Below are 21,627 nucleotides of genomic sequence, written 5' to 3'. Positions count from 1 at the left end.
AAAGGAAATCGTGACCACAACATCCGGGCTGCGCCTGGGCGTCATCGGCGCGGGAACCATCGCGGAGTTCCACGTGGCCGCCGCCCGCCAGAGCGCCGGGCAGGTGAAGGTCACCGCGGTGTGCGACGTACGGGCCGAGGCGGCCGAGAAGCTGGCCGCCGAAGCCGGCGCCCGCGTCTTCACCGACCACCGGTCGATGATCGACGCCGGCGGCCTCGACGCGGTCGTGATCACCGTCCCGCACGCGCTGCACGCCCCGATCACCCTCGACGCCGCCGCGGCCGGGCTGCACGTGCTCGTGGAGAAACCGATCGCCACCACGCGTGAGGACGCCCTCCGCATGATCGAGGCGTGCCGCGCGGCCGGCGTCGTGTTCGCCGTCGGGCACGTCCTGCGCTTCGTGCCGATGCTGCGCGCCGCGGCCGGGTTCCTCGCCTCGGGCGAGCTGGGCCAGGTCGTGGTGGCCTCCGAACGTCGCACCGCCGACTACGGCGACCCCTCGCGCCCCCGCTGGTTCCTCGACCCCGGCATGGCGGGCGGCGGCATCGTGCTCAACGTCGGCACCCACAGCATCGACAAGCTGCAGATGCTCGTCGGCTCGCCGATCGTCGAGGTCACCGCGCACGTCGCCGGGCCCGCCGGTGGGTCGGTGGAGACCGAGGCGGTCGCCCTGGCCCGGCACGCCGACGGCACCCGTTCGACGATCTCCGTCACCGGGACCGGCCTGCCGTTCACCGACGAGGCCGAGATCGTGTGCGGCGAGGGCGCGCTGCGCATCAGCCGCGGCGAGGGCGTCTGGTCCTTCCGCGGCGGCGTGGCCACCCAGGTCGCCGCGCCCGGCAGCGGGGAGATGGCCACGGCGTTCGCCGCGCAGCTCGCCGACTTCGCGCGCGCCTGCGCCGCCCGTACCGCCCCCGAGGTCACCGCCGAGTACGCCCTGTCGGTCCTCGACGTCGCCCTGGCCGTCTACGACTCCGCCCGCCTGGGCTCCACCGTCACCGTGAAGGGACAGTCATGAACCCGCTCGCGTTCAGCACGCTCGGCATGCCGGGCGCCCCGGCCGAGGAGGTCATCGCCACCGCCTCCCGGTACGGCTGCGCCGCCGTCGAGCTGCGCTGCGCAGAAGGCGAGATCGTCGCGCCGGACACCCCCGCAGGCGAGCTGCGCTCGATCGCCCGGACGTTCGCGGGCGCCGGGATCGAGATCGTCGCCGTGTGCTCCTACACCCGCGTGGCCAGGCCGGACGGTGACCCGGTGGCCGAGGTGCTGCGCCACGTCGAGATCGCCGAAGCGCTCGGCTCGCCGTACGTGCGGGTCTTCGGCGGTGTCGAAGGGCAGGACGACCCGGCCGCCGCCGCGACTCGGAGGCTCGCGGACGTGGCCGGGCGGCTGCCCGACAACGGCGTGGACGTGCTGCTGGAGACGCACGACGTGTTCCTGACGGGCGAGGCGATCGCCGGCGTGCTGGCCGGGGTCGGCTCACCGCGCGTGGGCGCGCTGTGGGACGTGGTCAACCCGTGGCGGGCGGGCGAGAGCGCCGCCGCGACCGCGGACGCGCTGGCGCCGTACCTGCGGCACGTGCAGATCAAGGACGCGGCCTCGCCGACCGACCTGGCGCCGGTGCTGCCCGGCGAGGGCGCGGTGGGGGTGCCCGGCGTGCTCGCCGAGCTCGGCCGCCTCGGGTACGCCGGCTACCTGGCGCTGGAGTGGGAGCGCGCCTGGTATCCCGACGCGCCGCCGATCGGCGAGGCCCTGACCTCCTTCCGCAAGGTGCTCGGGCGATGATCCCGCTGGTCGCATCGGCGCGTACGGACCAGGGGCGGTTCCCGCTGGGCCCGGGCACCCGGGTGAGCGGCCCGCACGCCGGCCTCGCACGGGAGCTGCTCGGCCTGGACGCGCGCGGCGAGGGCCCCGGCGAGGTCGTGCTCGGCCTCGTGGCCGATCCGTCGCTCGGCCCGGAAGGGTACACCCTCACCGTCACCCCGGACCGGGCGGTGATCGCCGCGGCGGGCGCCGCCGGGCTCGGCTGGGGCGTGCAGACGCTGCGCCAGCTCGACGCGCCCGGCGGCGTGCCCTGCGGCACCGTCCGCGACGTGCCCAGGTACGCCTGGCGCGGCGTGATGATCGACGTGGCCCGCTGGTGGCGGCCGGTGTCGTTCCTGCGCTCGTACGTCGACCTGCTGGCGCTGCACAAGTTCAACGTCCTGCACCTGCATCTCACCGACGACCAGGGCTGGCGGTTCGAGGTGCGCGCGCACCCGAGCCTGACCGAGATCGGGGCCCGGCGCGCCGAGTCCCCGGCCGGGCACGCGCGGGAGGGCAGGTCCGACGGCACCCCGCACGGCGGCTTCTACACCCAGCGGGAGCTGCGCGACCTGGTGGAGTACGCCGCGGCGCGCGGGGTGACCGTGGTCCCCGAGATCGAGTTCCCCGGGCACTCGCAGGCCGCCATCGCGGCTTATCCGTGGCTCGGACACCCGTCCGCGGAGCCCGTCACGGTGCGGACCTCGTGGGGCATCTCCTCGCAGGTGCTCAACGTGAGCGACCGCGCCGCCGATTTCGCCCGCGACGTGCTCGACGAGCTGAGCGACGTCTTCCCCTCCACGTACGTGCACATCGGCGGGGACGAGGTCCGCGGCGACGCGTGGGCGACCAGCCCGGAGGCGGCGCGGCGGGTGGCGAGCGCCGGGCTCGACGGGCCGCAGGCGCTGCTCGGCTGGTGGGGCCGGCTGCTCGCCGATCACCTGCGCGGGCTCGGCCGCCGCGCCGTGGCCTGGGACGACATGCTCGACCACGACCCGCCGGAGGACATGGTGATCATGGCGTGGCGGGGCGTGGACCGGATCGAGGCGGCGGCGCGGGCGGGCCACGACGTCATCGCCGCCCCGCACACGCACACCTACCTCGACTACGCCGAGTCCGACGCCCCCGGCGAGCCGGTCAGCATCTCGGGCCCGCTGCCGCTGGAGACCGTGTACGGGTTCGACGCGGGCGACGCCGTCCTCGGCATGCAGGCGCAGCTCTGGGGCGAGTACCTGCCCACGAAGGAGCGCCTCGACTACAACGCCTTCCCCCGGCTGTGCGCCGTCGCCGAGGCGGCCTGGTCCTCCGGCCGGGACCTCGGAGACTTCACCCGGCGGCTGACCGCCCACCTGCCGCTCCTCGACCGGCTGGGTGTGGCGTACCGGCGGCCGTACGACCAAGGAGCGGCACGTGTTCACCTCTGAACGGGAGCTCGACGACCGGCTGGCCACCCCCTCGGCCGCGCTGGTCGCCGACGCCGGCGCGCTGGACGGCGACCTCGTCGTGCTCGGCGCGGGCGGCAAGATGGGGCCGAGCCTGGTCCGGCTGGCCAGGCGCGCGCTGGACGCGGCGGGCCGGGGCTCGGCCCGGGTGTACGCCGTGTCCCGCTGGTCCGACGGCCGCGCGGCCCGGGCGCTGGCGGAGGAGGGCGTGGACGTGGTCGCCCACGACCTGAGCGCCGGCGACGACCTCGACGGGCTGCCCGACGCGGCGAACGTCGTGTTCATGGTGGGGGCCAAGTTCGGCACGTCGGCCGCGCCGTACCAGGCGTGGGCGGTCAACGCGGCGCTGCCGGCCGCCGTGGCCCGGCGCTACCGGGACTCGTCGGTCGCGGTGTTCTCCACCGGCAACGTGTACCCGCTGGTGGACGTGGTCTCCGGCGGCAGCGCCGAGGACGACCGGCCGGAACCGGTCGGCGAGTACGCGATGAGCTGCCTCGGCAGGGAACGCGTCTTCGAGCACGCCGCCGCCGCGTACGGCACCCGGGTCTCGATCCTGCGCCTCAACTACGCGGTGGACCTGCGCTACGGCGTGCTCGCCGACCTCGCGGTCACGGTGGCGGCCGGCGAGCCGGTCGACGTCACCACCGGGCACGTCAACGTCGTGTGGCAGGGATACGCCAACGAGGTCGCGCTGCGCTCGTTGCGGCACGCGCGTGCCCCGGAGCCGTTCACGATCAACCTGACCGGGCCGGAGACCGCGTCGGTCCGCCGCACGGCGAGCCGGCTGGCGGCCGCCATGGGGACCGAGGCGTCCTTCGCCGGCAGCGAGAGCGGCACCGCGCTGCTCAGCGACGCCTCGGCCTGCCACGGCCTGTTCGGCTACCCGGACGTGCCGCTGGACACGCTGATCAGCTGGCAGGCCGACTGGTTGTCGCGCGGGCTGCCCCTGTCGGGCAAGCCGACCAAGTTCGCGGTACGCGACGGGAGGTTCTGAGATGTCGCTCGACCTGCTGCGGGAGGGCACGGTCATCCCCGCCCACCCCCTGGCGCTGACCGGCGGACGCACGCTCGACGAGCGCCGCCAGCGCGCGCTCACCCGCTACTACCTCGCCTCGGGAGCGGGCGGCGTGGCCGTGGCGGTGCACACGACGCAGTTCGCCATCCGCGAGGCGGGGCTGCTGCGGCCGGTGCTGGAGATCGCCGCCGAGGTCGTGGCCAAGGAGGCCGGGCGGCCCTTCGTCCTGGTCGCGGGGGCGTGCGGCGACACCGCGCAGGCCGTGGCGGAGGCCGAGCTCGCGGCCTCGCTGGGCTACCACGCGGTGCTGCTGTCGCCGAACGTGCCGGGCGCGGGCGAGCCGGAGCTGCTGGCACGCGCCAGGGCGGTGGGCGAAGTGCTGCCGGTGGTCGGCTTCTACCTCCAGGAGGCGGTGGGCGGGCAGCGGCTCAGCCCGTCGTTCTGGAGGTCGCTGAGCGAGCAGGAGCCGGTGGTGGCGATCAAGATGGCGCCCTTCGACCGGTACCGCACCGTCGACGTGGTCAACGCGGTGGCGGCGTCGGGGCGGGGCGACGACATCGCGCTCTACACCGGCAACGACGACAACATCCTGGCCGACCTGCTCACCCCCATAGCGGGCCGCCGCGTCGTCGGCGGGCTCCTCGGCCAGTGGGCGGTGTGGACGCGGGCGGCGGTGCTCATGTTCGAGGAGGTGCGCCGGGCCTGGGCCGGGGACGACGACGTCCTGCGGTCCCTGCTGGCCCGCGCCGCCGACCTCACCGACGCCAACGGCGCGGTGTTCGACGTGGCGGGCGGCTTCCACGGCTGCATCGCCGGGGTGCACGAGGTGCTGCGCGGCCAAGGGCTCCTGGCCGGCACGTGGTGCCTCGACCCGGACGAGGGGCTGTCGCCGGGGCAGGCCGCGGAGATCGCGCGGGTGCGCGCGGCGTACCCGTGGCTGGTGGACGACGACTTCGTCGCCGCGCACCTGGACGACTGGCTCCGCTGACTCTTCGGCCGGCGAGCCCGGGCGGGGAACATTCCCCGCCCGGGCTCGTGGTCAAATGGTCCAGTGGGCCGTGGACAGGGCGCGGACGGCGTCCTCGTCCACCTCGACGCCGAGGCCGGGCCCGGTGGGCACCAGGGCCGTCCCGGCGGTGACCTTCACCGTCTCGCCGCCGACGTACGCCGAGTGCACGAACTGGCGGCCGTTGAGATCGACCGGGGTGTCCACGCCGAAGGCGGCGAACAGGTGCAGCGAGGCGGCGAACCCCAGGTCGGTGTCCGTCAGCCCCGACCCCATGATGCGCAGCCCGGCGTCCTCGGCGAGCTGGCACAACCGGCGGGAGAGCGTGAGGCCGCCCGACCGCTGCACCTTGGCGATGGCGATGTCCACGGCGTCGAGCTTCACGAACGTGGCCAGGTCGGACGGATGACGCAGGCTCTCGTCCAGCGCCACCGGCAGCGGGCTGTGGTCGCGCAGCCGGCGCAGCCCTGTGACGTCGTTGGCGGGCAGCGGCTGCTCGAACGCCGACACGTTCAGGTCCGCGAGCCGCCGCGCCATGCGCAGCGCGCCGTCCACCGTGTAGGCCTGGTTCGCGTCCACCCAGAGGGGCGCGTCCGGGGCGGCCTCCCTGACCGCCGCGACGACGGACAGGTCCGTCGCCTCGTCGTGCAGGCCCACCTTGACCTTGTACGCGCCGTAGCCGTTCGCCTGCCCTTCCTCGACCGCCCGCCGTACCTCGTCGGCCGTCTGGCCGGCCACGATCCAGCCGAGCGTGATCCGGTCGAGGCGGCGCTGCCCCCACAGCAAGCCGACGGAGACGCCGAGCGCCCGGCCGAGCAGGTCGTGCAGCGCGATGTCGAGCGCGGACTTGGCGATGGGCGACCCGATCGTCAACCCCCTGTTGATCACCTTCTCGTAGACCGCGCAGGCGCCGTCCAGGTCCCACGCGGGGCGTCCGACCAGGGCGGGAGCGAGATAGCGGGCGATCGTCGTCGAGATCGACTCCACGGTCTCGTAGGTCCAGGCGGGGGTCGGCGTCGCCTCTCCCCAGCCGGTCACCCCGCCGGCCGTCACCTTGACGAGAACCCGTTCGGCGGGCTTTCCCTCAGTGGTGACTTTTCCACCGGAGATGCTGAACGACCGGATGGACGGCAGTTCCACGACGAATACATCAATCCGCTCGACGACCAGCGATTCCATGTTTCTCCAAGCGGCAGGAATTCATGCTCTTTGAATATTTCCAGCGTCCTGAATCTAGCACGCCGGAAATAATTCATGAATTAGCGGAATGAATTCATGCGCCCGCTTTCCGCACCTGCTCGCAGCCCTGACTCCCAGGCGGACGGCTCTGCTCCCGCCAAGTCTCCCTATCATTGGGCCCATGAACGAAGGGCTTCCGGAACCAGTCCGCCGCGATGCGTGGCGCGTCTCGCACGACGAGCGCGAAGCGGTGGTGGAACGGCTGAACACGGCGGCGGCCGAGGGCCGGCTCGACCTCAGCGAGCTGGACGCGCGGCTGGAGCTGGCGTTGAACGCCAAGACGTACGCCGACCTGGCGCCTCTCACCGCCGATCTGCCGCCGGACGTCCCGGTGAACCAGGAGCCGCTGGTCCTCAAGGGCGGCATGCACGGCGTGACCCGTTCGGGACGCTGGGACGTGCCGGGGCGCATCCTCGTGTACGGCGGCATGGGCGCCGTCAAACTCGACTTCACCGAGACCGAATGCCGGCTGCCCGAGATCCAGATCGAGGCGGAAGGTCAGATGGCCGGCGTCACGATCATCATCCCCGACGGCTGGGCCGCGGAGACGTCCCGCATGGAGGGGGGCCTCGGGGGTTTCAAGGACAAGACCACGCCGCAGCGCCTCCCCAGGACGCCGCTGATCCGCCTGTCCGGCACCGGCGGCGCGGGAGGGGTGGTCATCCGGCACCCCAACAGCTGGGAACGCCGCAAGCAGCGGCGCCTTCAGGGACGTTGAGTCCGGGCTCACCCGGAGCCCCCGGCCGTCACGTCGTTGACCGGGCTATGGGCACGTTGCCCGGTCAGGACCCGTACGGCCTCTTCTGCGGCGATGCGCCGCACGGTGGTGACGGACTGCTCGGAGTAGTAGGCGGCATGGGGGGTGATGATCACGTTGGGCAGGGTGAACAGGGGGTTGCGGGGGCGCCAGTCGCGCTGCTTCGCGGGCTCGTCCTCCAGGTCGTCCAGCGCCGCGCCGGCGATCCATCCCTCGGCGAGCGCCTGGTAGAGCGCCGCGTCCTCCACGATCGGGCCACGACCGGTGTTGATGAGGACGGCGGTCGGCTTCATCCTGCGGAGCGTCGTACGGTCGAAGGCGTGGTGGGTCTCGGGGGTGAGCGGCGCCTGGATCACGAGGAAGTCGGCGCCTTCCACCAGGCGGTCGAAGGACACTGGCCGCACCTGGTGCGCCCGGATCTCGGACTCGTCGAGGAACGGGTCGTGCGCCCAGACCTCGACGCCGAACGCTCTGGCTCGTTCGGCGATGAGCCGGGCGATGGCGCCGAAGGACAGCAGCCCGAACACCCGTCCCCGCCACACCCTGGTCATCCCGAAACGGCAGGCGCCAGGAAGCATGCGGGTGCGTACCAGGTGGTCGAGCTCGCTCAACGCGCACTCCTTCATGGGGTGGGGGTGGCTGTGAGAGGGAAGAGCTGTTCCAGCACCTTCGCGACCCCGTCGTCGTCGTTGCGGCCGATCACGCTGGTGACGCCGGCCAGGACACTGGGGTGGGCGTTCGCCATCCCGTACGAGCGCCCGGCCCAGCGCAGCATGGGCAGGTCGTTGGGCATGTCGCCGAAGGCCACCACGTCGGCGGCGTGGATGCCCAGCCCGGCGGCCAGGTGCGCGAGCGCGGTGGCCTTGCTCGTCTCCTTGGCGATGGCCTCGACGAGGCGCAGGCCGTTGGAGTGGTAGACGGTGACGAGGTCGCCGAGGTGTGGCGCGGCCAGCTCGACCAGGCGGTCCGCCGGCAGCCGGTCGTGGCGGCCGAGCAGTTTCGGGGCGGGCCTGGCCAGCAGTTCGGCGTCCGGCAGGCGCTGGAGCGTCACGTCGGCGTCCCACTCCCACGGCTCGTACCGCTCGTCGGAGGCCAGCTCCGTGGCGTACTCGACGGCCAGGCCGATGCCGGGTACGGCCGCGCGCAGCCGGGCGGCGGCCTCGGTGAGGGTGGCGGGATCGATGAGCCGTTCGATGACCGGGCGGCGCGTGGCCAGATCGTGGACCAGCGCGCCGTTGGAGCAGATGGCCAGTCCCCGCGCGCCGAAGACCCGGCTGATGTCGGTCATCTTGCGGGGCGGGCGGCCGGTCACGAAGACGACCTCCGCGCCCTGGCTCAGCACGCGCCTGACGGCGGCGACGGTGCGGGCCGAGATCGTGCCGTCGCTCCTGACCAGCGTGCCGTCGAGGTCGGTGGCGACCAGCCGGGGCCGGTCGCCCGCCATCGGATCGTACGCCGCGGGATCGGACGCCGCGGGATCGTCCTCCGCGGGGCCGGCTTTCGCGGGGCCCGCTCTCATCGGGTCAGCTCCGCCGCCTGCCCGAGCAGCCGGCCGGCGTGTGCGATCTGCGCCGCCGCGGTGTCCGGGTCGGAGGGGGAGAGGGGCACGGTGCGGCCGTCGAGCACGTCGCCGCCCAGCCGTACCTGGGCCGCGGTGCAGGCGTCCGCGCGCACGTCGAAGGCCGGCACGTAGACGTCGGAGCCGGGACGTACCACGAAGGACGGGCGTCCGGGGCGCGGGGTGCGGCCGTGCGGGGACTCCTCGCGGATGCGCTCCTGCGGCGAGCCCGTGCCCTGCACGCGGTCCTCCGCCTCCGCCGCCGTCGCCCGGCCCTTCACGCGCTTCTCCGCTCCGCCGTGGTGTGGGCCTCGCCGTGCGTGGCGGACGCCGGAGCGCGGAAGGCCCTGGCGCCCGCGACGACGCAGCCCAGGAGGAGAGTGACCAGCAGGAAGGCCGTCTCCAGCGAGGTCGCCCCGGCGATCGCGCCCACGGCCGCGGGTGCGACGAGATTGGACAGATAGGTGACGGTCGCGACGCCGGCGATGGAGCGGTTCGGCTCGTCGCCGTGGTGACCGGCCGAGGCGAACGCGAGCGGGACGACGACGGCGATGCCGATGCCCAGCAGCGCGAATCCGGCGATGGCCGGCGCGGGGTCGCGCCCCATGACGATCAGCAGCCCGCCGGCGACGGAGACCGCGCCCGAGTAGCGGATCACCCGTTCGGTGCCCCAGCGCCCGACCAGCCTGTCACCGCAGAACCGGACGATCCCCATCGTGCAGCTGAAGGCCGTGAAGCTGGCCGCCGCGATGCCCGCCGACGCCCCGGCGATGTCCTCCAGGTAGATCGCGCTCCAGTTGCCCGCCGCCCCCTGGGCGAACTGGGCGCAGAAGCCGACCAGGCCGATCGCCATGGCTGCGCGGGCCGGCCAGACGAACCCGCCGGTGGCGGTCGCCTCCCTGGCGGGCGGCCGTACGTCCAGGAGGTGGCGGCCACTGGCGATCGACACCGCCACCAGCAGCGCCGCCATCAGCGTCAGGTGCAGCCGCGCGTCCATCCCCGCCCAGGTGGCCAGCGCGCCGAGACCGGACCCGAACAGCCCGCCGACGCTCCACGAACCGTGCAGGCCGGACATGATGGAGCGTCCGTGGCGCCGCTCGACATCGACGCCGCCCGCGTTCATGGCCACGTCGGCGATGCCGGTCGCGGCGCCGTACGCGAGCAGCGCCAGCCACAGCAGCGGCAGGGAGGTGGCCAGGACGGGCGGTATCAGGGCGAGGCTGAAGAGGACGGACATGAGCGTGATGGCCCGGCGGCTGCCCAGCCATCGGGTGACCCGCCCGGACATGGGCATCGTGAAGCAGGCGGAGATCGCCGGCGCCACCAGGGCGGCGCCCAGGGCGACCGGGTCGAGTTCGAGCTGGTCCCGGATCCACGGGATCCGCGTGGCGAACGCGCCCAGCGCGGCGCCGTGGACGGCGAAGATCATGGTGACGGCCGCGCGGCCCCGGGAGATCTCATTCATGACAGACTGGAATTTATCAGGCTACTAGCCGAACAAATAGAGCCATCCGGGAAGAGGCGGCAGACCCCATGAAAACGGAGAAGGCGAGTGCGAGCCCCCGCACCGCCAGGACCATCAACAACCGGCTCGTCCTCGACCTGCTGCACCGGCAGGGCTCGATGACGGCCGCCCAGGTCAGGAAACTCACCGGCCTGTCGCGGGCGACCATCTCCGACCTGCTCGCCCGCCTCCAGGACGACGGCCTGATCGAGGTACGCGGCGCCTCCGACGCGGTGCAGCCCGGCCCCAACGCCCGCCTCTACCAGCTACAGGCCGGGCGCGCGCACGTCATCGGGGTGGACGCCAGGACGGACTCGGTCTCCATAGGCGCCGCCGACCTGGCGGGCAACCGGCTGCCCGACCGCAGGCTCCCCTTGGCCGGCACCGGTGACCTGGGCGGGTTCATCGCCGACGTCGTACAGGTCGTGCGGCGGACCTCCCTGGAGTCCTTCGACCAGGACCCGCACACCATCGCCGTCGGCGCGCCCGGCGTGGTGGACCCCGGCACGGGCGCGCTGCGCTCCACCGGCTGGCCGCCCGAGTGGCACGCGGAGATGGTGGCCGCGCTGAGGTCCGCCTTCCGCGCCACCGTGCTGGTGGAGAACGAGGTGAACCTGGCGGCCATCGCCGAGCACCGGCTCGGGGTCGCGCGAGACCGGGAGACCTTCGCCCTGCTCTGGCTGGGGCACGGCGTCGGCGCGGGCCTGCTGCTGGACGGGCGGCTGCGCCGGGGGGAGTCGGGCGGGGCCGGGGAGGTCGGCTTCCTGGCCGTGCCCGACCGTTCCGGCGGCGCCTCCGCCAGGGAGCGGCTGTCTCTGGAGGAGCGGCCTGCCCTCCAGGAGCGGCTGCCCGGCCTGCACGGGCTGGCGGGGGCGGAACCCGTTCGCGAGCTGGCCCGCCGGCACGGGCTCGACGTGCCCTCCGGCGACGCGGTCCAGGCCGCCGCCGAGGTGGTGGCGCGGGCGGCGGGGGACGGTCAGCCCTTCCTCGACGAGCTGGCCGCCACGATCGCGGACGGCGTACTGGCGTTGTGCGTGGTCCTGGACCCCGGCTGCGTGGTGCTCGGCGGCGAGATCGGCAGGGCGGGCGGTCCCGCGCTCGCCGCCAGGGTCGCCGCCGCCGTCGGCCGGCTGAGCCCGATCCCGCTGAGCATCCGGGTCAGCGAGGTCGTCGACAACGCCGTGCTCGCGGGGGCGGTCCTGACGGCTCTGGACCACGCCCACGACGAACTGTTCGGCCCGCCTCAGTGAACGCTCACGAAAGTGCGATCACCACGCGGGACCGGGCCGACCGCACGGCGGCGTCGATCACCTCCAGGGCCGGGACGGTCGAGTGCGGATCGACCGTCAGCGGCCCGCCCTCCCACAGCGCCGTACGCAACCGCTGGTAGAACACCCCGTACGAGCCCGGCTCCGTGGGGACGACCGTGACGCCCCCGGCCCGCTCAGCCATCGAACAGCACGGCGTGGCGGACGATGGCCGGCTGTTCCGCACTCGAACCGGTGAGGTCTTCTCAGGCTCGACCATCTCCAAGGTGTGGAAGGCGGCGCGGGCCTTCGCCCTCACTCCCGATCAGGTCGTGTCCCCGCTGGCTGCCCGGCCGTACGACCTGCGGCACGCCGCCGTGTCGCTCTGGCTCAACGCCGGCGTCCATGCCCCGGAAGCCGCCGAGCGCGCCGGGCACGGGGTGGATGTGCTGCTCAAGGTGTACGCCAAGTGCATCGACGGACAGCGGGAGGTCGCCAACGGCCGGATCTTGGAGGCCCTGTCGCAGTGAGCGCGAGGAAGGCAAAGGACCCCGGCTGCTTCCTGCTGCCTGTCTGCGTAACCCAGATTCCCGCGAAACCCCTGCTCAAGCCAGGGACGCGGTGATGAGAAGAGTAGGGCGGGTGGGACTTGAACCCACGACCCACGGATTATGAGTCCGATGCTCTGACCGGCTGAGCTACCGCCCCTGGATTCAGTTGTGTGGCTGTTGCGTGGTCCTGAGTGGATCATGCTGAGCCTGGTGCATGGCTAAGGCTAGAGCATCAGGACCGGTTGTGGGTGCCCTGAGCCGGTGGGAGAGGGGTCTCCGCGGACATCTTTCCATGTTCCGGGGGCGGTGGCGATCATCGGGGAGGGCTGAAGTGCAGGTCGGGTGCTACGGGGTCAGGGGGTGGTGCCGTAGGCGGGGTTGCGGGTGAGCCAGTCGTTGTACGTAGGGCTGCGGCCTATGGCGTCCCGGTGGGCCTCCTTGGCCTGGGTGAGGACCCATGCGGCGTCCGCCGCCGTCGGGTGGCGGCCGAGGAGTTGCCGCCAGCGCAGCGGGGCGCCGGCCAGCGGCACCATGACCAGGCCCTGCGCGGGCTGGTGGGTGGCCTGGCAGAGGACGACGGCGCGGCCCACCTGCGCCAGGTGGGTGCAGGTCGGCACGTCCGTCTCGTAGATCGTTCCTGGGGTGAAGCCGGCGCGGGCGCAGGCCATCGCGAAGCAGTCGGCGAAGCAGCCGTCCCCCGGCGTCCCCGCCCAGTGCTCGTCGGCGAGGTCGGACAGCTCCACCTCCTTCTCTTTGGCGGCGGGGTGGTTCTCGGAGACGAGGCAGAAGACGGGGTCGAGGCTGATGGTGTCCCAGACGAGCGAGCCGGTGGGGGTGCCGGAGTCGCCGCAGGCGCCGGTCAGTACGTAGTCGAGGCGGCCGAGCTCGACCATGCTGGTCAGCTCGTGGCTCGACCAGGACGTGTACGTCGAGACGGGCCGCTCCGCCGCCAGCCGGTCCACCAGCCCGCCGAGGATGGGGCCGTTCGTGGCGCCGATGCGGTAGCCGGGGGTGGGGGCGTGGGCGAAGCGTACGGCCTCGTCCTGCAGTTCCTTGGCCGCCGGGAGGAGCACTCGCGCGCGGGCGAGTACGAGTTCGCCGAGCCTCGTGGGCCGGGCGCCGTGGCGGTCGCGCTCGAACAGGGCGCCGCCGAGCACCCTCTCGATGCGCTTGAGCTGGGCGGTCAGGGCCGGTTGTGCCAGCCCGAGCGTCAACGCGGCCTTGCTCACGCTTCCCGCGTCCGCGACCGCGCGGACGATCCTGAGGTGCCGGAGCTCGAGGTCCATAACGGGAAGGTAAAGCGGCGGCATCTTACAGACAATGCCTAAATGTCAGGAATTGTGACAGATATTGTCGGAGGACTCCGGGGTAGAGGGGACCCCATGACGACCATGGGAATAGATCCGGCCCAGCTCGGAGACGACGACCTGATCCGCGAGCTGCGCCAGCTCCACCTCACCCGGAGCGACACGTTCTTCCACGGCTCCGACGACGCCCTGTCCCGCCACACCTCCCGTACGAACGAGCTGGAGTCCGAGTACCTGCGCAGGTATCCGGACCGGGAGGTGGATCCGGAGCGGCTGCGCGAGGGAGCGAGGCAGCGGTCATGACCGAGGGCCACGACGTCCAGGAGCTGTCCGACGTCGACATCCACGTGTACGAGGCCGTCGCCTCCCAAGCGGTCGAGACCGGCGGAGCCCGGCTCGACACGCTGGTGCACACCTCCGGCCTGGAGGAGGACGAGCTGCGGGAGAGCCTGGCGACGCTCATCGAGCAGGGGTACGTCGTCCCGAGGGGCGACGGCTACGGGTTGGGGCCCCACACGTTCGAGGTCGAGTACTGACGTCGACCAGCCGCGAGAGGCCCGGGCCCGTTCAGATGCGGCGGGCGCGGGCCCAGGCCACGAACAGCCCGCCGAAGACGGCCATGGCCAGCCCGGTCCAGAGGTTCACCGCCTCGCCCACCACGCCGGCGACGATCAGGATCACGCCGTAGACCAGGAACAGCCCGCCGATCACCATGCGGATGTCGCTCACAGAATCACCCCGTACATCACGGCGGCCAGCACGACCGCGCCCACGCCCAGCACGACCGGCGACCGGTACCACTTGCGGTCACCGGCCAGCGCGTCGTCCTCCAGGTCCACCGCGCTGAGCCCCCACACCAGCCCGCGCAGCTCCTCCTCCGGTTTCTGCGTGGTGACCAGCGTGACCACCACGGACACCAGCACGTCCACGACGAAGGCGATGCCCGCGCCCCAGAAGCTGGCGTTCAGCTCGGTGCCGAAGTCGATCACCCCGGCCTTGTAGAGCACGTACGACGCGAACGCCGCCAGCGTCCCTGCCAGCAGCCCCCAGAAACCGGCCCACGGCGTCATCCGCCGCCAGAACAGGCCGACGAGGAACGTGGCGAACAGCGGCGCGTTGAAGAACGAGAACAGCGCCTGCAGGTAGTTCATGATGTTGGAGTAGCCGGCCGCGATGAACGCCGTCCCGACGCCGAGCGCGACGCCGGCCACGGTCGCGATCCTGCCCACCTTGAGGTAGTGCCGGTCGTCGCGGCCGGGACGTACGTGCGCCGCCCAGATGTCGTTGGCGAAGACGGTGTTGAAGCCGCTGATGTTGGCCGCCATGCCCGCCATGAACGAGGCCAGCAGCCCGGTCACCGCGATCCCGAGCACGCCGTTCGGCAGCAGGTCGCGCATGAGCAGCGGGATCGAGTAGTTGTACGCCTGCCCCTTGCCGAGGTCGCTGAAGAGCACCAGCGCGATCATGCCGGGCAGCACCGTCACCAGCGGGATGAAGATCTTCGGGAACGCGGCCACGATCGGCGTAAGCCGGGCCGCGTTCGTGTTCCTGGCCGACAGGGCTCGCTGGATCTCGGCGAAGTTCGTGGTCCAGTAGCCGAACGACAGCACGAAGCCGAGCCCGAACACGATGCCGATCCAGTGCGCCTGCATCGGGTTCTGGCCGGCGGTGTCGGCCCAGGTGTGCAGGCCGGGCTCGCCGAGCGGGCCCTGGCGGATCTTGTCGGCCAGCCCGCTGATCCCGCCCACCTTGATCAGGCCGAGCACGGTGAGGGGGATCAGCCCGGCGAGGATGACGAAGAACTGCAGCACCTCGTTGTAGATGGCCGAGGAGAGGCCGCCCAGGGTGATGTACGACAGCACGATCACCGCCGACACCACCACCGACACCGGCAGCGGCCAGCCCAGCAGCAGCTCCATCACCAGCGCCAGCGCGTACAGGTTCACCCCGGCGATGAGGATCTGCGCCACCGCGAACGTGATCGCGTTCAGCAGCTGCGTCGCGCCGTTGAACCGCCTGCGCAGGAACTCGGGGACGCTGCGCACCTTGGAGCGGTAGTAGAAGGGCATCATCACGATGCCGAGGAAGACCATCGCGGGGACCGCGCCGATCCAGTAGTAGTGCACGGTCATCGCGCCGTACTGCGCGCCGTTGGCCGCCATGCCCAGGATCTCGATCGCGCCCAGGTTGGCCGAGACGAAGGCGAGGCCGGTGATCCACGCAGGTAAGCCGCGCCCGGCCAGGAAGAAGTCCAGGCTGGAGCTGATCCGTTTGCGGGCCGCGATGCCGATGGCGAGCACGGTCACGAAGTAGAGGGCGATGAGCACATAGTCGAGGAGGTTCACATCGAGCCGCACGGCGAGACCCGCTACCCCGGAAAACACGGGCCTCACGCCCGTCCGCGCGGTGGACCGCATGACCAGGGCGGACCTACTGTCGAAGGGTGGACGTCGCCGATCTGAGCCCCGCTCGGGCGCGGGAGCGCTTCCGCGCCGGCGAGCGGCTGCCCACCGCCGGCTGGTGCCGGGGCTGGACGCAGGCCAACCTCATCGCCGTGCCCGCGGCGCTCCGTTACGACCTGCTGCTGTTCGCCCACCACAACCCGCGGGCCTGCCCGGTGCTCGACGTGGGGGAGCCGGGCGCGTGGTCGACCGCGCTGTTCGGCGGCGACCTGCGTACCGACCTGCCGGGCTACCGGCTCTACCGGGACGGCCGGGCGGTCGCCGACCTCGGCGAGGTGACGGCGGAGTGGCGTGACGACCTCGTGCCCTTCCTCATCGGCTGCAGCTTCACCTTCGAGCGGGCGCTGCTCGCGGCGGGGGTGCCCGTACGGCACCTGGAGCTGGGGACGAACGTGCCGATGTACGTCACGAACGTCCCGTGCCGGTCGGCCGGCAGGCTGTCGGGGCCGCTGGTGGTGTCGATGCGGCCGGTGCCCGAGGACCTGGTCGCGACCGCCGTCGAGGTGAGCGGCCGCTACCCGCGCGTGCACGGCGCGCCCGTGCACGTGGGCGACCCCGCCGGGCTCGGCATCGGCGACCTCGCCCGGCCGGACTTCGGCGACGCGGCCGAGGTGCGCGAGGGGGAGGTGCCGCTGTTCTGGGCGTGCGGGGTGACGCCGCAGGCGGCGGTCATGGCGAGCGGCGTCGAGTACGCGATCGGCCACCTGCCGGGCCACATGGCGATCCTGGACGCGCGGGACGACGACTACCGCGTGGGCTGACGATCACCGGACGGCTGACGGATGCCCGCGGCGGTGAGCTGGTCGGCGATCGGCCGCGCGCCGCGCCGGTTGTCGATCTCCAGGTGCGGCACCACCGGCGGCTCGTCCACGCGGATGTCGCGCAGGTAGCGGGCGAAGTCCGCCAGCTTGCCCGCGTCCCTGGCGTGGCCGCGGGCCGTGAGGCGGGCCCGCAGCGTCCGGCCGTCGGAACGCACCCACAGCAGGCGCACCGGCGCGCCGCCCAGCTCCGCCACCCACTCCGCCCACCGCTCCGCGTCGTGCACCTGCGTGGTGAACGGGCCGTCGAGCAGCACCGGGCAGCCGTGGCCGCGGATCTGGCGGGCCAGCCGGGTCAGGCCCGCGTACTCGAAGCGCTTGACGTGCTCGTCGTACCAGGGGCCCTCGCGCTCGCCGCCGGGACGGCCGTGCGCGCGCAGGACCTCGGCCACGAAGTCGCCGTAGACGGTGTCCTTGTCGAGCAGGGCGGGCACGGGGGACAGGCGGGCCAGCAGCTCGGCGGCCACCGTGGACTTGCCCGCGCCCGGCGGCCCGCTGATCACCCACACCGCGGTCATGGGGATCAACCTACGGGATACGCGGATTCGCGTACGCCGGAGCCTCGTCCCGGCGGACGACCCGGCCCCGGCGCGGCGGACAGACTCGGTGCCCATGCTGACCGTCTTCGCCAGGGCGTTCCGGATTCCGGAGCTGCGCAGGAAGCTGCTGTTCACGCTCGCGATCATCGTGCTGTTCCGGCTGGGGCAGGTGGTGCCCGCGCCCGGGGTGGACGTGGTCGTGGTGCGCTCGTGCGCCGGGTCGGCCTCCGGAGGGCTGTTCGACCTGGCGCAGATGCTCAGCGGGGGCGCGATGCTGCAGCTGTCGGTGTTCGCGCTCGGCGTCATGCCGTACATCACCGCCAGCATCGTCCTGCAACTGCTCGCCGTGGTCGTGCCGCGCCTGGAGGCGCTCAGGAAGGAGGGACAGAACGGGCAGGCGCGGATGACCCAGTACACCCGCTACCTGACCGTCGCCCTCGCCGTGCTGAACGCCGGCACCGTCGTCGCGCTCGCCCGCGGCGGCGGACTCCTGCCCGGCTGCCCCCGGCCGCTGCTGCGGGACGACGGGCTGCTGCCGTCGGCCGTCCTCGTCGTGACTATGGTGGCCGGGGCGTGCGTGGTCATGTGGCTGGGCGAGCTGATCACCGGCCGGGGGGTCGGGAACGGCATGTCGCTGCTGATGTTCACGCAGGTCGTGGCCGTCTTCCCCGGGTACATGTCGAAGATCTTCGTGATGACGCCGGCCGGGGCCGTGGTGATGGTGGTGGCCGGGCTGTTCCTGGTGGCGGCCGTGATCTTCGTCGAGCAGGCGCAGCGCCGGGTCCCGATCCGGTACGCGCGGCCGGTGGGGCGGCGGGCGTACGGCGGGGGCGGCTCGTACATCCCGCTCAAGGTCAACCAGGCGGGGATCGTCCCGGTCATCTTCACCTCGTCGCTGCTCTACCTGCCCGCGCTGGCGGCGCCGCTGCTCGGCGGACAGGCGCAGGCGTGGGTGGAGCGCAACCTCGCCGCCGGGGCGCACCCGCTCTACATGAGCGCGTACGCGCTGCTCATCGCCGCCTTCGCCTACTTCTACGTGTCGATCACCTTCAACCCGGACGAGGTGGCCGACGGGATCCGGCGGCACGGCGGGTTCGTGCCGGGGCTGCGGCCGGGGAAGCCCACGGCGCGGCACCTGGCGTACGTGCTGTCCCGGCTGACCGCGCCCGGAGCCGCCTACCTGGCGGTGCTCGCGCTGCTGCCGCTGGTGGCGTTCGCGATCCTGCGCGACCCCGGCACGCAGCAGAACTTCCCGTTCGGCGGGACCAGCGTGCTGATCATGGTCGGGGTCGGGCTGGACACCGTCAAGCAGATCGAGGCCCAGCTCCAGCAGCGCGACTACGAGGGGTTCCTGCGCAAGCCGGTCACGCCGGCGGCAGCGTGAGCCCGGCGCGCATCGCGAACACGACGAGCTGCGCCCGGTCACGGGCACGCAGCTTCACCATGGCCCGGCTGACGTGGGTGCGGACCGTGTCGGGGCTGATCACCAGCTCCTTCGCGATCTCCTCGTTCGAGCGGCCGGTGGCCACCCAGGCCGCCAGCTCCCGCTCGCGCGGGGTGAGCGTGGCGATGCCCTCGACCGGCTCCGTGCCGTGCCGGGCGAACAGGCCGATGACCTTCCTGGTGATCGCCGGGGACAGCAGCGCCTCCCCGGCGGCGACCACCCGTACGGCGTTGACCAGCTCGTCGGGGGCGCTGTCCTTCAGCACGAAGCCGCTGGCGCCGGCCTGGAGGGCGGCGAAGACGTACTCGTCGACGGCGAACGTCGTGACGACCACGATCCTGGTGCCGCGCAGCTCCGGGTCCTCCGCCATCGCCCGCAGCGCCGCCAGGCCGTCCATGCCGGGCATGCGGATGTCGAGCAGCAGCACATCGGGGCGCGTCCTGCGGACCAGGGCCAGGGCCGCCGCGCCGTCCACGGCCTCGCCGACGCACTCCATGCCCGGCTCCCGCTCCAGGAGCGCCCGCAGGCCCATCCGGACCACGGCCTGATCGTCGGCGATCGCGACCCGGATGTCCGGGACCGGCCCGTGCCCGGTCATGCCTGCCCCTGATCCGGCGGCGGGTGGGGGAAGCGGGCCGTCACCTGGAAGCCGCCGCCCTCGCGGGCGCCGGCGGTGAAGTGGCCGCCCGCCTCGGTGACGCGGGCCCGCATGCCCCGCAGGCCGCGCCCCTCGACGGCGTGCCCGGCGCCGGGGCCGCGGTCGGCCACCTCCAGGACGTACGCGGCGGGGGCGTCGCTCACCCGGACCAGGGCGCGGGTGGGGCCCGCGTGGCGCAGCACGTTCGTGAGGGATTCGCGGACCACCCGGTAGACGGTGTCCCGGAGCTGCGGGGGGAGGGGAAGGTGGGCGGGCTCGACGTCCACCGGCAGGCCCGCGGCGCGTACGCCGTCGATCAGGGCCGCCAGGTCGCCCGCGGGCGGGTCGATGCCGTCGAGCGCGGCGCGGAGCTGGGCCAGCGCCGTCGTGCTCGTCTCCTTGATCGCCCGCAGGGACGCCCGTGCCTGCTCGGGGTCGTCGTCGAGGGTCACGAGCGCGAGCCCCGCCTGCATGGTGATCGCCGCCAGGCCGTGGCCGGCGGCGTCATGCACCTCCCCGGCGATCCGCGCCCGCTCGGCGGTGATCGCCCGGTCCGGCAGGACCGCGGCCTCCGTCGGGGCGGGGGCCACGGGGCGCACGGTCGGGACGTGCGGGAAGGAGACGGCCGGGAGCCCCCACGCGGCCCGCGCGACACCGGCGGACGGGGGCGCGGCGCTGGCGGCGAGGGCTTCCAGGCGAGGCGGCTCGGCGTCGGCGGCGGCAGCGGCCGCCGCCCTGGCCTGCGCGAGGCCGGAGAAGGACCAAGGAACGGCCAGCCAGCCCGCCCACGCCAGCATCACGACGACCGGGATGTCACCCGCCCGCCGCAACCGCGCCAACGCGGACAACGGCCCCCGCAACCGCCCACCAGCCCGCCCGCCGCCGCGCTCACCACCACCGGCCGCCATGGCCCGCCCCTCGCCCGCTTCGCCACCGTCCACTGCCAGGTGGCCGCCCCTAAGAAGGTGGCCGTCTCTCGGAGAGCGGCTGTCCTCTGGGAGGTGGCCGTCTCTTGAGGGACGGCTGTCCTCTGAGAGGTTGCCGTCTCCTGGCAGATGGCCATCCCTCGGAGGGTGACTGTCTTCTAAGAGGCTGCCGTCTCCTGGGAGGTGGCCTTCTTCGCAGGGGCGGAGGTCGCCGCGGAAGTAGGCGCTTTCGCCGGGGCGGGTGTCGGCGGAGGGCAGGAAGGCGGGCAGGGGTGTGCTCCCGTGCTCGTGCACGTTCCCGTGCGTGTGCTCAGTCTCCATCCCCCACCCGGCCCGAGGCTCGCGTAGCCCAGATCCTAGTGGCCCGCGACGCGACCGAGACCGCCGCGTACGCGCACAAGGACGCTGGGAGCGCGGCGGTCAGGCGGAGCCGGAGGTCAGCCAGCGGAGGGGGTTGTCGCGGGTGACGAGGCGGATCGTGTCCTCGGCGGTGCCCGCCTCGCGCAGGCGCGGCAGCAGGGAGTGGAACAGGTGGGCGTACCCGTGGCCGTCGTACTTGCTCAGCTGGGCGACCCGGCTGAGGCCCGTGCTGAGGAGCAGGCGTTCGGCGTGGCCGTCCTCGATGAGGGCGAGCGCGATCCTGGCCGCCTGGTCGGCGCCGAGGCCGAGGGCGCCGAGGCTCACGTACGCGCCCGCCTCGGCGATCTTGCGGGCGGCGCCCAGGTCGGTGCCGGCGTAGCCGACGGCCACCCGCGCGGCCGGCAGGCCGCGGCCGATCAGGATCTCCAGCAGGGCCGGGGCGTTGCGCCCGTGCGTGGCGACGGGCAGCCGGGACTGGAGGGCGGCGTGGGCGGCGGCGATCAGGCACCGCTCCTCGCGCGGCGTGGGCTCGGGGCCCCAGGAGCCGACCTCGCCGATGACGCCGGGGAAGACGCCGGTGCCGTCGAGGCCGCTGGAGATCTCGTTCATGAGCCGCCGGGTGAGCTCCTCGACGCCTTCCTCGCGCACACCCGCGAACGGTTCGGCGAACAGCCCGGTCGAGGCGATCACCGGCACCCGGGCGCCCGCCGCGACGCGGGCCAGGGACGCGGCGTCGCGGCCCATGCCCATGCAGGTCAGGTCCACCACGAGGCCGAGCTCGTCGGACTGGCGCAGCTCGCGCAGTTCGGCGGTGACGGCCTGCTCCTCGTCGAGCCAGCGGTACGGGTCGGAGTCGACGCCCACGCCCCAGCGCAGGTCGGTGCGCAGGTGCTCGTGGGGGAGGACGGCGCCGGTGACGGCCGCGGCTCGGACGGGACCGGTGACGGTTCGCAGCAGGACTTCGGGCATAGCAGACATTAACCGATTTTTGCTGGAATGAGCTGATCAGGGG

General features: G+C 73.0%; 25 protein-coding genes and 1 tRNA gene. 12 read left to right on the top strand and 14 right to left on the bottom strand.

Going from position 1 to position 21,627, the window contains the following annotated elements:
• Positions 1 to 10 precede the first annotated feature (10 nt).
• The 5 genes from BMW85_RS03650 to BMW85_RS03630 are packed head-to-tail and all read left to right on the top strand — an operon-like array spanning position 11 to position 5,248.
• Positions 11 to 1,018, top strand: a complete 1,008-nt coding sequence (locus BMW85_RS03650; protein WP_091076731.1) for a Gfo/Idh/MocA family protein — start codon at positions 11 to 13, stop codon at positions 1,016 to 1,018.
• On the top strand, positions 1,015 to 1,785 hold the full coding sequence (locus tag BMW85_RS03645) for a sugar phosphate isomerase/epimerase family protein (protein WP_091076729.1): 771 nt from the start codon (positions 1,015 to 1,017) through the stop codon (positions 1,783 to 1,785). Before BMW85_RS03650 ends, BMW85_RS03645 begins: the two co-directional genes overlap by 4 nt.
• Entirely contained in the window at positions 1,782 to 3,227 is a 1,446-nt protein-coding gene (locus BMW85_RS03640; protein ID WP_091076727.1) for a beta-N-acetylhexosaminidase, read from the top strand. Before BMW85_RS03645 ends, BMW85_RS03640 begins: the two co-directional genes overlap by 4 nt.
• Positions 3,214 to 4,239: an NAD-dependent epimerase/dehydratase family protein gene (locus BMW85_RS03635; protein WP_091076724.1), complete on the top strand. Its 1,026-nt coding sequence runs from the start codon at positions 3,214 to 3,216 to the stop codon at positions 4,237 to 4,239. Before BMW85_RS03640 ends, BMW85_RS03635 begins: the two co-directional genes overlap by 14 nt.
• A 1-nt stretch (position 4,240) precedes the next feature.
• A complete protein-coding gene (locus BMW85_RS03630) occupies positions 4,241 to 5,248 on the top strand; it encodes a dihydrodipicolinate synthase family protein (RefSeq protein ID WP_091076722.1) in 1,008 nt (335 codons plus the stop codon).
• A gap of 51 nt (positions 5,249 to 5,299) precedes the next feature.
• Here BMW85_RS03630 and BMW85_RS03625 read toward each other — a convergent pair whose 3' ends face one another.
• Complete coding sequence (locus tag BMW85_RS03625; RefSeq protein WP_091076720.1) at positions 5,300 to 6,445, bottom strand: mandelate racemase/muconate lactonizing enzyme family protein; 1,146 nt, start codon at positions 6,443 to 6,445, stop codon at positions 5,300 to 5,302.
• A 181-nt stretch (positions 6,446 to 6,626) separates the two neighbouring features.
• On the opposite strand from BMW85_RS03625, the gene BMW85_RS03620 reads away from it, so the two are divergent.
• On the top strand, positions 6,627 to 7,223 hold the full coding sequence (locus BMW85_RS03620; RefSeq protein WP_091076717.1) for a DUF1707 SHOCT-like domain-containing protein: 597 nt from the start codon (positions 6,627 to 6,629) through the stop codon (positions 7,221 to 7,223).
• Positions 7,224 to 7,231: 8 nt separating this feature from the next.
• Here the strand turns inward: BMW85_RS03620 and BMW85_RS03615 are convergent, their stop codons facing one another.
• From BMW85_RS03615 to BMW85_RS03600, 4 genes are read right to left on the bottom strand one after another with little or no spacing between them, the layout of a single operon-like run.
• Positions 7,232 to 7,873: an NAD(P)-dependent oxidoreductase gene (locus tag BMW85_RS03615; RefSeq protein ID WP_218155636.1), complete on the bottom strand. Its 642-nt coding sequence runs from the start codon at positions 7,871 to 7,873 to the stop codon at positions 7,232 to 7,234.
• Between the two features lie 11 nt (positions 7,874 to 7,884).
• A complete protein-coding gene (locus BMW85_RS03610; protein WP_218155635.1) occupies positions 7,885 to 8,781 on the bottom strand; it encodes an HAD-IIB family hydrolase in 897 nt (298 codons plus the stop codon).
• Positions 8,778 to 9,101 (bottom strand): hypothetical protein, encoded by a 324-nt coding sequence (locus BMW85_RS03605; protein ID WP_091076714.1) that lies wholly within the window; start codon positions 9,099 to 9,101, stop codon positions 8,778 to 8,780. The genes BMW85_RS03610 and BMW85_RS03605 overlap by 4 nt, the downstream gene beginning before the upstream one ends.
• Positions 9,098 to 10,285 carry an MFS transporter gene (locus tag BMW85_RS03600; protein ID WP_091076713.1) on the bottom strand — a complete coding sequence of 396 codons (1,188 nt, stop codon included), beginning with the start codon at positions 10,283 to 10,285 and terminating at the stop codon, positions 9,098 to 9,100. Before BMW85_RS03600 ends, BMW85_RS03605 begins: the two co-directional genes overlap by 4 nt.
• A 68-nt stretch (positions 10,286 to 10,353) precedes the next feature.
• On the opposite strand from BMW85_RS03600, the gene BMW85_RS03595 reads away from it, so the two are divergent.
• Positions 10,354 to 11,574 carry an ROK family transcriptional regulator gene (locus BMW85_RS03595; protein ID WP_091076710.1) on the top strand — a complete coding sequence of 407 codons (1,221 nt, stop codon included), beginning with the start codon at positions 10,354 to 10,356 and terminating at the stop codon, positions 11,572 to 11,574.
• Between the two features lie 4 nt (positions 11,575 to 11,578).
• Here the strand turns inward: BMW85_RS03595 and BMW85_RS03590 are convergent, their stop codons facing one another.
• Positions 11,579 to 11,776, bottom strand: coding sequence for a hypothetical protein (locus tag BMW85_RS03590; RefSeq protein ID WP_091076709.1), 198 nt, complete (start codon positions 11,774 to 11,776; stop codon positions 11,579 to 11,581).
• A 13-nt stretch (positions 11,777 to 11,789) separates the two neighbouring features.
• Here BMW85_RS03590 and BMW85_RS03585 point away from each other — a divergent pair, with 13 nt between their 5' ends.
• A complete protein-coding gene (locus BMW85_RS03585; RefSeq protein ID WP_342743377.1) occupies positions 11,790 to 12,101 on the top strand; it encodes a site-specific integrase in 312 nt (103 codons plus the stop codon).
• 104 nt (positions 12,102 to 12,205) lie between these two features.
• Here the strand turns inward: BMW85_RS03585 and BMW85_RS03580 are convergent.
• Positions 12,206 to 12,279, bottom strand: a tRNA-Ile gene (locus BMW85_RS03580).
• A gap of 196 nt (positions 12,280 to 12,475) precedes the next feature.
• The gene (locus BMW85_RS03575; RefSeq protein ID WP_091076706.1) at positions 12,476 to 13,408 is read right to left on the bottom strand and encodes a LysR family transcriptional regulator; all 933 of its coding nucleotides are present in this window, start codon (positions 13,406 to 13,408) and stop codon (positions 12,476 to 12,478) included.
• Positions 13,409 to 13,504: 96 nt separating this feature from the next.
• On the opposite strand from BMW85_RS03575, the gene BMW85_RS03570 reads away from it, so the two are divergent.
• Positions 13,505 to 13,732, top strand: coding sequence for a DUF6158 family protein (locus BMW85_RS03570; RefSeq protein WP_091076703.1), 228 nt, complete (start codon positions 13,505 to 13,507; stop codon positions 13,730 to 13,732).
• On the top strand, positions 13,729 to 13,965 hold the full coding sequence (locus BMW85_RS03565; protein ID WP_091076701.1) for a helix-turn-helix domain-containing protein: 237 nt from the start codon (positions 13,729 to 13,731) through the stop codon (positions 13,963 to 13,965). Before BMW85_RS03570 ends, BMW85_RS03565 begins: the two co-directional genes overlap by 4 nt.
• Before the next feature lie 31 nt (positions 13,966 to 13,996).
• On the opposite strand, the gene BMW85_RS49210 is transcribed toward BMW85_RS03565, so the two are convergent.
• Positions 13,997 to 14,158: a hypothetical protein gene (locus BMW85_RS49210; protein WP_177240431.1), complete on the bottom strand. Its 162-nt coding sequence runs from the start codon at positions 14,156 to 14,158 to the stop codon at positions 13,997 to 13,999.
• Entirely contained in the window at positions 14,155 to 15,786 is a 1,632-nt protein-coding gene (locus BMW85_RS03560) for a sodium:solute symporter family protein (protein WP_245774586.1), read from the bottom strand. The genes BMW85_RS49210 and BMW85_RS03560 overlap by 4 nt, the downstream gene beginning before the upstream one ends.
• A gap of 86 nt (positions 15,787 to 15,872) precedes the next feature.
• Between BMW85_RS03560 and BMW85_RS03555 the strand changes: the two genes are divergently transcribed.
• Complete coding sequence (locus BMW85_RS03555) at positions 15,873 to 16,652, top strand: putative hydro-lyase (RefSeq protein WP_218155634.1); 780 nt, start codon at positions 15,873 to 15,875, stop codon at positions 16,650 to 16,652.
• Here BMW85_RS03555 and BMW85_RS03550 read toward each other — a convergent pair.
• Positions 16,637 to 17,227 (bottom strand): P-loop nucleotide/nucleoside kinase family protein, encoded by a 591-nt coding sequence (locus tag BMW85_RS03550; RefSeq protein ID WP_091076697.1) that lies wholly within the window; start codon positions 17,225 to 17,227, stop codon positions 16,637 to 16,639. The two genes, BMW85_RS03555 and BMW85_RS03550, sit on opposite strands and share 16 nt — an antisense overlap.
• 94 nt (positions 17,228 to 17,321) lie before the next feature.
• Between BMW85_RS03550 and secY the strand changes: the two genes are divergently transcribed.
• A complete protein-coding gene (gene secY, locus BMW85_RS03545; RefSeq protein WP_091077195.1) occupies positions 17,322 to 18,632 on the top strand; it encodes a preprotein translocase subunit SecY in 1,311 nt (436 codons plus the stop codon).
• Here the strand turns inward: secY and BMW85_RS03540 are convergent.
• The 3 genes from BMW85_RS03540 to BMW85_RS03530 all read right to left on the bottom strand — a co-directional run bounded on the left by BMW85_RS03540 (position 18,613) and on the right by BMW85_RS03530 (position 21,584).
• Positions 18,613 to 19,290, bottom strand: coding sequence for a response regulator transcription factor (locus BMW85_RS03540; protein WP_091076694.1), 678 nt, complete (start codon positions 19,288 to 19,290; stop codon positions 18,613 to 18,615). The two genes, secY and BMW85_RS03540, sit on opposite strands and share 20 nt — an antisense overlap.
• Positions 19,287 to 20,270, bottom strand: a complete 984-nt coding sequence (locus BMW85_RS03535) for a sensor histidine kinase (protein WP_177240467.1) — start codon at positions 20,268 to 20,270, stop codon at positions 19,287 to 19,289. Before BMW85_RS03535 ends, BMW85_RS03540 begins: the two co-directional genes overlap by 4 nt.
• 405 nt (positions 20,271 to 20,675) lie before the next feature.
• The gene (locus tag BMW85_RS03530; RefSeq protein ID WP_091076690.1) at positions 20,676 to 21,584 is read right to left on the bottom strand and encodes a phosphotriesterase family protein; all 909 of its coding nucleotides are present in this window, start codon (positions 21,582 to 21,584) and stop codon (positions 20,676 to 20,678) included.
• Between the last annotated feature and the right edge of the window lie 43 nt (positions 21,585 to 21,627).

This window comes from Nonomuraea wenchangensis (assembly GCF_900111685.1).
GTDB classification, from domain to species: Bacteria; Actinomycetota; Actinomycetes; order Streptosporangiales; family Streptosporangiaceae; genus Nonomuraea; species Nonomuraea wenchangensis.
The sequence above is the reverse complement of the archived record's forward strand: the minus strand, read 5'-3'. Positions and strand labels throughout refer to the sequence as shown.